Below are 9,775 nucleotides of genomic sequence, written 5' to 3' on the forward strand. Positions count from 1 at the left end.
AGATTACATGGAGGGGGACGTGAAACCTCCCAAAAAAGCAGATTTGGGGACTTTAATGAGTAACGATGTCGATTTGATCGAACGCCTTAGCCCCAGTGCGATGGATCAGATCTTACTGTATCTGGCTTTTAGTGCCATGAGAACGAGCGGTCATCGGCATGGCGCTTTCTTGGATGCGGCGGCGACAGCAGCCAAGTGCGCGATCTACATGACCTATTTGGAGCAAGGGCAAAATCTTCGCATGACGGGGCACTTGCACCATATCGAACCCAGACGGGTGAAGGTCATTGTTGAAGAAGTCCGACAAGCACTCACCGAAGGTAAATTGCTGAAGATGCTCGGTTCTCAAGAACCGCGCTATCTGATTCAGTTTCCTTACGTCTGGTTGGAAAAATACCCTTGGATGCCAGGAAAGCCTCGCATCGCTGGGACGAGCCTCACCTCAGACGAAAAACGACAACTCGAGCGCAAGCTGCCAGACAATCTATCGGATGCCCAAGCAATCAACTCATTCCAGTTCATGGAGTTAATTGAGTTTTTGCATACTCGATCTCAGGAAGATTTACCGCCCGAACGACGGATGCCTTTGAGCGAGGCTCTCGCCGAACATATCAAGCGTCGGTTAATTTATTCGGGAACCGTCAGTCGAGTCGATTCTCCTTGGGGAATGCCCCTTTACGCCCTTACTCGCGCATTTTACTCTCCAGCCGATGAGGAAGAGCGAACCTACATCATGGTGGAGGATACCGCTCGCTACTTCCGAATGATGCGCGACTGGGCACAGCGAACCCCGCAAACCATGCGCGTTTTGGAAGAGTTGGATATTCCCGAAGAGCGCATGGAAGATGCTCTAGGGGAACTCGATGAAATCGTTCGGCATTGGGCAGATAAGTATCACCATAAGGATGGTCAACCCTTTGTTTTACAAATGGTTGCCGGACCGAATGAGCCTCAAAACGGTCATGAGTAGCTCGTGAGTATGGTTCGGGAAAGATACGTAGAGTAAGATATTTTTGCATCCATAGCATTTATTCCCATTGGAAAAAAAGCCGAATGAACCCCCGAGTTCGTTCGGCTCTTTTTGAACTGGATACCAAAAAGCCAGAATTAAATCATACAGAGTACTTATAGCGATTCGCGCTGGCATAGTTACAAGCTAAAGTTTTTAGGGAACAGGGAACAGGGAAACGGGAAACGGAAAATACCTGCCTGGCACAAAAGTGTAAATACACGAGCGCAAATCGCTATATACTAAATCCGATTGCCACACCCCCTTTATAACAATAGGCTAAACCCTTTTATTTCAAGAATTTATGGCGGCTTGAATAAGTGGGTTCTCATAACCGGATTTGGTATTAGACGTTTTATGGAAAGCAGCTCTAAGCTAACCAAATTTGGTACGAACTCTCAACCGACTCTAAGTATACGAGAGGAGTTCACGCAAACTTTATGTGAATGAGAAACTTCTTGACTCGTTCTAAATAAAAATATTTGAGGTATAGACTATCATTAAAGCTGAAGATAGTTATAACACCTAACTTCGATCGAGTGCTCTACTGATGTTGTAGTTTCTTTTAATCTATAGCGCAGATGTGACAGAGTAATACGGCTCTGCTAGCTATTAGTTTTGTAATTCCTCCAACATTTCTCTTTCACTGGAAACATGGCTTTCAAGCGGCTGTGTTCCTGTTGTATAGCGAGATGATTCACTCTCGACAGTGACATTAGATGTCATCTTTGAGGAGAGTAAGAATTATATGAAAAGTCCTAAAGATTCAGGTATTACTTATTACTATGCAGTTTATCAGTCACAGTCATCAACACTCGATGCGATCTCAAATACCAACATCAACCATGTTAGCGACCGAGCCAGACTGGACCAGAGAAGAACTAAGACGTTGGTGGGATCCCAGTCGCCAACTCCTCAAATCTATTCGGCAATATCAAAAAGGGCAAAGTCGAGGTGGAGCGATAGGAGCAACTTTGAAAGCGATCGGTTTACTCCAATATCGGTTTTGGAGTGTGGTAAGTGGGGCTGAAATTCCGCTAAATTGGAAATTTTCTGGCGGACTGCGACTACTTCATCCCAATGGCATTATCATCGATCCTCGCGTTTCCATCGGACCGAATTGCATGATTTTTCAGCAAGTGACGATTGTGGGTGGCGTAAAAATTGGCGCTCGCGTCGATATTGGTGCTGGAGCTAAGATCGTTCGCCCCGTTACGATCGGTGATGGCGCAAAAATTGGGGCTAATGCCGTCGTACTGTGTGATGTTCCCGCTGGTGCAACAGCGGTTGGAGTTCCCGCTAAAATTCTTCCTCCAAAAAGTCAACGCGTTATAGACAAAGCTCCTGTAGATCGATTAACCGTGATGGAAAAATCCCTGTAGTCGAACCGTTGAAAGGCAAATTTGGCTAACGTATTCAACCCGTTTCTACCAGATTACGATGGAAGCGGGTTCAATATTTTTGAACCGAACTCGTTCTTACTCCAACCTCAGTTTTGGTTAAGTCACAGCTCCAAATGCTAACTCTGGTGGATGTTCGGACTTGTTGGAAATTTGAGAGCGAGCCGATCGCACTGGGGTGAATCTCCTCGCTCGCAAGCAAGGTACTTTATTCCCCATTCCCCACCCTCACCGGAAACAGTATTATCCAAAACTGATGTTACTCCAACTCAGCTGGAGGAATTCCCTCGATACCAATAAGAATTTCCATCACGGACTTGACGATGGGAGCGGCAACTTCTCCACCCGATCCCCCATTGGGTTCGTCTACCACGGCTAGCACCACATATCGAGGAGATTCGACAGGAAGAATTCCCACAAAACTCGTAACGATCGCCGAGTCGGAGTATCCACCACCGGCAGTACTTTTCTGAGCGGTTCCCGTCTTACCCGCAATGCGATATCCCGGAATATAAGCACCTTGCCCCGTTCCCGATTCTACGGTTTGTTCCATCATCTCCAAAACACTCCCAGCTGTTTCTGGAGAAAAGACCTGCCGGGGAGGAGGTAAATCTGGCTGCCAGTGAGGTCGTTCTTCACTATCAAATAAACCGTCAACGGTATGTGGAACCACCAGCTTGCCACCATTAGCCAGTGTCGCTTGCAGGCGTAGCATTTGGATGGGAGAGATGGCAAACCCCTGACCGAAAGCCGTGGTGGCTGCTTCCACCGGAGAGCCGACAAACTGCTCTCTGGATTTGAGTTGACCGGGAATTTCAAAGGGTAGATCGATTTGAGAGGTTTCCCCCAGTCCGAGCTTTTCCAACCAGTCGTAGTAATCGGAAGCGGACATTTGCTCCATAATCCGAACCATGCCGACATTACTCGAAACGCTGATAATTTCAGCCACATCGATCTGACCGAATCCGCCGCGTCCCGCATTCCCAATCGGCCAGCCATCGACAAAAATTTGACCGGGGTCGTAAAAGCTACTGTTAGGTTGGATTGCACCGGTTTCTAGGGCGATCGCCACGTTGATCGGCTTGAACGTCGAGCCAGGCTCGTAGAGATCCGTTAAAGCCCAGTTTTTCAAACTCGCCAGATCGGCATCGAAATACCGATTCGGATCGAAGGAAGGCGTATTAACCAAACAAAGCAGCGAACCATCTCGCACGTCCATCACCATGACCGTTCCGCGTTTAGCACCCCATTTCGAGACTCCCTCATTTAAAACGGGGCGAACTAATCGTTGCAAACGGCTGTCAATGGTTAGTTTGAGCCGGAGGTCGTCTAATTGAAAAAAGTGACGAGCGCTCCGATCGATGGGTCCGATTTCTTCATCGACTAGACTGATTTCCTCAATGGAGCGTTTGAGTTCATCTTGATGGTTCAACTCGACTCCAGCTTGTCCCTCACCATCAAAATTCACGTATCCTACGACTTCGGCAACGGATTCCGATCGCGGATAGTGACGAGCTGAATGATGGACGAACTCCAATCCATCAATCCATTTGCGTTGAATTTCGCCTGCGGTCGCTTCGCTGAGAAAATCGGTCAACCGAATCCCACTCGGTCCCGAGTAGAGTTCTTTGACCAACTCATCCACCGGACGTTTTAAGATGGGGGCTAACTCTGTGGCGATATCTTCATGGGACAGCCGAAATAGCGTGGGGTGAGCGTACAAACTATAGACTGGGCGATCGACGGCGAGGATATTATTTTGACGGTCGACGATCGGGCGTCGGGGTACAAATGCTGGCATGGGGCTTTGCTGCTGAGTCCGAGCCATTTGTTGTAGCTGATTCGAGCGTACCACTTGCAGGTCAAATACATTTGCCATCAGTACCAGCCCTCCAGCAATCAAAATGCTCCAGACGAGGACGAGCCGGAATCGGGAAGGTCGAGCGAGGCTCGTTTGAGGGTGTGAGGAATGAGATTCGATCCCAGAGGACTCTCGATCGTTTTGATGCGAACGATACGGCTGACGGAGCCGTTGGGACTCTCGAAGGGAAGAAATAGGTTTCTCGAAGCGCAAAACGGGTTCGCTCGAGCGAGATTCTCCACCCGTCTGGTCTTTGCGCTTGTTTCTAGAAGAGCGATCCTGACGTAGAGAGTTTAAGCGGCGGCTCGATGCTTGATTCTCGACGGCTCTTCTCGCCGTCCCCGCGCGCTTCCCAAATCTGTTCGTCTTTCTCATTTGTGCTCGATCTAAAAGCTGGTAATCTCGATCGCTCCCTAGAATATTGCTCGAATTCGCAGCCACAAACCGTACGTCGATCGAGAATTAGCTCGGGAAATTTTCTGTGGAACTCAACTTAGAATGACACGAACTGGGGATCGTTTGAGATATTTAACCTAACCGAGATCGCGCCCGCATCCAAGTTTAGTACCCCATAGGTTCAGAGGTTCCAGATCTAGAGACGGGTGCGGAGTTTCTTGGAGCCGGACGCGCCGATGCGGGTTTCAAAAACAAGAAGTTTTCTCGCTTGGGAACTACCAGACCGGTTTGAGATGTTGCTGTTTGTTCGGCGACTTGCTGTTTGAGGGATTCCATCTTTTCTAAAAACTGCCGTTCGTCTCGTCTGAGGTCGTCTAACTGTTCTGATGCCGCATCCCATCGCTGCTGAGAATACACCGTACTACCATATACGACTAAGGTCGCAGCGACCAAGAAAAACCCCAGAGCCGACGAACTCCGCTGCAAGAGACTCAGCCATCGTAACCAAACAGGCTGTTGTTGGGTTCTTTGTTGAAATGCGACTACTTGCTTGGGTGAAGTCGATCGACGTTGCTTCCCCACGGGAGTTGCTTTGGCTCTACTCCTGCGGGGAAGTGAGTCTGCCGTCGCAATCGATCCCGCCACAGAAGAACGACGATCGGGCGAAATCGGAGTTACTTTGGAGTGCCGTTGGGAAGGCGTCGAGCTGAGTTGCCGATTGCGTCGAGCGGGACGATGAGAGTCAAGAGCAAGAGCCATAAAGGGTATCAAGGTAAAGGGAATATATTCGACCGCACCGAGTAAGATGTGGAGGCTATATTAACGCTTTGTATTTGTTTTACTCAATAAGCCTGGCGAAGATCGAGACCCCACCATCCTACCACTGATAATTTGCTCGCAAGATTGGGTCGGAAATTGAAGTTCCCAGGTCAGAATTTAGGTGTGAGTGAATTAAGTAAACCCCGTGCTGTCACAAAAGATTTAGGTGTGGGGGATGACCCCGATTTCTCCTTTCATCTGCTGGCCAAAAGACGCTCGTTTAGGCTTGCTCGAACTCAAAGGGGTCGCACGTAAGCGTCATGCAACACTCACCCTCCTAAAATCGTTCGCCCAGACCGAAGTGAAAGCGATTATCCCCCTCATCGTTCCATCCCAAGTCGATCCGAATCGGGCCGATGGGAGACTGGACGCGGATGCCAAAGCCGTAGCCGATTCCTTCACCGGGTTTGCGGCGCGCGACACCGGGTTCTCCAAGCACGGAGTCCTGAGAGCCGAAGGTGGTAGCTGCATCGACAAATAAAGCCGCACCCACAACGGAGAACACGGGGAAACGATACTCGATCGTCGCTTGGGCGAAAGTGCGTCCGGTTCCCAAATCCCCTTCCTCAAATCCGCGTACCGTATTCGTCCCACCCAATACAAAGGCTTCATAGGGAGGAAGTTCTCCGACAATCGTCCCCGCTTGCAGGTTAAAAGCGAGGGCTTGAGGTCCTTCATCAAAATCGGTAATTTGTACTGGAATGTAATAGTTGAAGTTACCGCGCACGCGGTTAAAAAAGATGCCGTCGATGGGAATAAATTGGTCGCTACTCAGGGTGAAGAAAGACCCAGATGTCGGTTGGAGGGCACTGTTTCGTCGATCTCGAGAAATCGCAAATCTCAAATTGAGCAAATTATCGGTTCCGTCATCGTTGAAAGCTAGCTGATTGCCTTCTTCGTCTCGCGGTTCGATGTCCCCATCTCCATCGCGAATGGACACGTTTTGGAATTCTAGACCTAACGATGCCACCCATTCCGATCTCGATAGGGGGTCGTCGGACAGGGGACGGTTGAAGTTTACTCGACCGCCGAATCGCTGCACTCGAGGTCGATCGCCGTTATCTAATTCGATTTCCCGTCGATCGCCATTCTCGCTGCCATCGAACACCAACGAAATCGATCTCCGGCGAAACGCATTAATCGTATAAGACGTCCGATAGGGATCGCCACTAATCCAGGGATCGGTGAACCGAAGATCGAAAAAGGTTCCTCGCGTCCCCACTTGGGTTTCTCCTCCGAGTCTTTGGTTATTGCCGCCGATATTGAGGAACTCACCCCCCACCGAACCGAAGAAGCCGGTTGAAGAGCTAAAACCGCCCCCAAAATTAAACGATCCGAAACTCCCTTCCGTAGCATTGAGAATCAACACCACTTGGCGAGGGTCGGTTCCGGGTTCGGCGGAGAACTCGGCATCTTCAAACAAGCCCAAACGGACGATGCGACCCAAATCTTCGAGAAGTACCTCGCGGTTAAATACATCCCCCGGCTTCAATCGCATTTCGCGGGTGACGATGTGGGGCTTAGTGCGACCTTCGATGAGGTTACCATCGGGATCGACAAATTCTCCATCCTCCGAGCGGAAGCGCAGTTGAATATCTTCAATGACCCCTTCGGCGACTTCTAGGGTGACCGTGCCGTCAGGGGCGACTGCCGGGGGAGAAATCGTCCCTTCTTCCACAATGGGAGGCGGATCGATTACTTGTGCCAGAACGTACCCTGCATCTCGGTACCACTGATTGAGTCTGTCGATTCCATCTTGGAAATCGCGAAAGTTGAGAATTTGTCCGTATTGGTCGCTGAAAAATTCATCGACTTTCTCCTGGGTGAGAATTTCGTTGCCCCGAACAGTTACGTTCGTCACCACGGGATTGGATTCGACAACAAAGACCACTCGCACCCCTAAAGGGGTTTCTTCCGCGAGAGGTTCTACATTGGCAAAAAAGCCCGTGGCATAGATGGCATTGGTATCCTCGATGAGTTGGGCGCGGGTGGTGGTACGACCGGGTGCGGTGACGATCGCATCGTAGGCAATATTTTCGAGTTCTGGCGGCACGGGTTCGATTTCGCCGCGAATTTCCACTTCGGCAACTAAGACTTGCGGTTGCGACTCGTCTGGAATTTGGGAGAGGATCTCTTCGGATAGAGGGAGAGTCTCGAGGATGGGTGGGTCAGCTTGACTTGACCCTGTGTCAAGTCCCAAACCGGTATCCTCCGAAGCGACCGATAAAACATCAGACTGGGGAGAGTCTTCCTCGGTGACGATTTCGGATACGGGAACTTGGGGAATGACCTTCGAGGAGTCTTCAGTGTCCGATGCCACCTCGATAGATGGCTCGATCGCACCCTCAATGTCTTCGATAGGGGTTTCTGGCTTCGCTGCGAGAGATTCCGATTTTGGGGAATTCAACAAGTCCCTCGGTTCGGAAATTACGGGCGACTTTGACTCGATCTCATCTTTTCGATCTTGGATCTTAGCTTTGAGCTGACCCCGAGAGGGTTTAGGTGCATCGGTTGTCCGAGCCTGGGCTATCCCAGACCAAGCCAATAGCGTCGAGGCAGCGATCGTGGCAACCCAGACGGAAGACCCTTGTATTCTACTCACGTTTTCACTTTCCTCCACACACCATGCGGATCGGTCTGACGGGGCGAGATCGCTCTAGGTTCCCTTTTGAGAACGATCGATCTCGTCGATCTCCGAACCGCTTACGGTCGAACTTGTTCAGCCTACCACTGACAGGACTCGCTGTAGTACCTGTTCGTAAGCTGCTTCTACATTACCCAAATCTTGACGGAAACGATCTTTGTCCATCACTCGACGATCTCGGTCGGTTTGGGTTCGGTCCCACAGGCGACAAGTATCGGGACTGATTTCATCTGCGAGGATAATGTTTCCTCGACCATCGAAACCAAACTCCAGTTTAAAGTCTACAAGAGTAATTTCGCAGGTGGCGAAAAAGTCCGAGAGAATTTGGTTAATTTGCAATGCGAGTTCTCGCAACCGTTCGACTTGTTCGAGAGTTGCTAGTTCCATCATCAGCAGGCGCTCGCGCGTCAGCAAAGGATCGCCGAGCTCGTCGTTTTTGTAGAAAAATTCCACCAGGGGAGATTTTAGCACCCTTCCCAATGGCAAGCCGGTTTGCTTGCACAGACTTCCGGCGGCGATGTTGCGAACGACCACTTCGAGGGGGATAATGCGGACGGCTCGAACGCGCATTCGATCGGGTGTGGGGCAATCGATAAAGTGGGTAGAAATACCTCGAGATTCGAGCAATCGAAATAAGTGGCTGGCAATGGTACAGTTCATTTCGCCTTTGCCTTGGATGCGCCCTCGTTTGGCAGCATTAAAGGCAGTCGCATCGTCTTTATAGTAGGCGAGTAAGATATCTCGATCGTCGGTGGGATAAAGGATTTTAGCCTTTCCTTCGTACAATTTTCGCTCGGCAGACATGGGGGTGATTCCGTTTTCAAGGGTTCTAGAATATAAAATTTCCGCCGCTCGAGGGCGAGAAGATTGAGGATCTCGAAGGTTATTTTTGGCTTCGCGATCGCGCCAGAAAAGGCTTGAGACCTAACCCGTCGACGATCGAGGAGTAGCTCGCAAATATCTCTCGATATGACGATGCGAGATCGTTACTTTAGTTTTCTCAAGCCGATCGAAGCAAGATATCGCAACAGTGTGAAGCGGCAATTGACATCGATTGGAATTGACATCCAACACTTTGCTCGCAGGAGTAGAAACAAAAAACACTTGCGTCTCTTGAAATGTCATCTGAGTCCTCGCAACGGTTTAACTCTCCCAAACTTTTAAGGTTTGTGCCATAAAATCTCGCTTGCAAGCATGACGCTGCACTTTCCCGCTCGAGGTTTTGGGTAGACTACCGGGTTTGATCGGCAGTACGGTATGAACGAGCAGATCGTGCTCTTTCGCCACAGCCTGTCGAATCGATCGCAGAAGTTCTTTGGAATGGGTGACATCCGCAGCCGACGAAACGGCGGTCGAATCCACGTCCATTTTTTGCGGTCTGCGATAACTGCGCTCCACTTCCGCCACCACCACCAGTTTTTCCTCACCTTCGGTTTCCACTGCGAAACTGGCGGTTCCACCCGGTCGGATAAAGGGATGGCTTTGCTCCACCGTCCACTCGATATCTTGAGGGTAGTGGTTTCGACCGTTGATAATGATGACATCTTTTAATCTTCCCGTCACGAACAGTTCGCCATCTTTGATAAATCCTAAATCTCCCGTGCGTAGAAACGATCTGTTGTTTGGGGAGAGTTCTCGTTTTCCCG

The 9,775-nt window shown here is 50.0% G+C and carries 6 protein-coding genes and 1 pseudogene; 2 read left to right on the forward strand and 5 right to left on the reverse strand.

Features of this window, described 5'->3' with window-relative positions; genetic code table 11:
* Both hetR and IQ235_RS09960 read left to right on the forward strand, forming a co-directional pair.
* The coding region (hetR, locus tag IQ235_RS09955; RefSeq protein ID WP_441373257.1) for a heterocyst differentiation master regulator HetR at window positions 1-970 on the forward strand (970 nt) is incomplete at its 5' end.
* An 884-nt stretch (window positions 971-1,854) separates the two neighbouring features.
* The gene (locus tag IQ235_RS09960; RefSeq protein ID WP_264321319.1) at window positions 1,855-2,391 is read left to right on the forward strand and encodes a serine acetyltransferase; all 537 of its coding nucleotides are present in this window, start codon (window positions 1,855-1,857) and stop codon (window positions 2,389-2,391) included.
* A gap of 277 nt (window positions 2,392-2,668) precedes the next feature.
* Here IQ235_RS09960 and IQ235_RS09965 read toward each other — a convergent pair whose 3' ends face one another.
* The 5 genes and pseudogenes from IQ235_RS09965 to IQ235_RS09985 form a co-directional block, all read right to left on the reverse strand.
* Window positions 2,669-4,645, reverse strand: coding sequence for a peptidoglycan D,D-transpeptidase FtsI family protein (locus IQ235_RS09965; RefSeq protein WP_264321320.1), 1,977 nt, complete (start codon window positions 4,643-4,645; stop codon window positions 2,669-2,671).
* Window positions 4,646-4,831: 186 nt separating this feature from the next.
* Window positions 4,832-5,425 carry a hypothetical protein gene (locus IQ235_RS09970; RefSeq protein WP_264321321.1) on the reverse strand — a complete coding sequence of 198 codons (594 nt, stop codon included), beginning with the start codon at window positions 5,423-5,425 and terminating at the stop codon, window positions 4,832-4,834.
* 337 nt (window positions 5,426-5,762) lie between these two features.
* Window positions 5,763-8,087 carry a BamA/TamA family outer membrane protein gene (locus IQ235_RS09975; protein WP_264321322.1) on the reverse strand — a complete coding sequence of 775 codons (2,325 nt, stop codon included), beginning with the start codon at window positions 8,085-8,087 and terminating at the stop codon, window positions 5,763-5,765.
* A gap of 117 nt (window positions 8,088-8,204) precedes the next feature.
* On the reverse strand, window positions 8,205-8,933 hold the full coding sequence (gene purC / locus IQ235_RS09980) for a phosphoribosylaminoimidazolesuccinocarboxamide synthase (protein WP_264321323.1): 729 nt from the start codon (window positions 8,931-8,933) through the stop codon (window positions 8,205-8,207).
* 339 nt (window positions 8,934-9,272) lie between these two features.
* Window positions 9,273-9,775 (reverse strand): annotated as a pseudogene (locus IQ235_RS09985) (AMP-binding protein); the annotation flags it as partial.

It is taken from the genome of Zarconia navalis LEGE 11467 (assembly GCF_015207075.1).
Classification (GTDB): domain Bacteria; phylum Cyanobacteriota; class Cyanobacteriia; order Cyanobacteriales; family Geitlerinemataceae; genus Zarconia; species Zarconia navalis.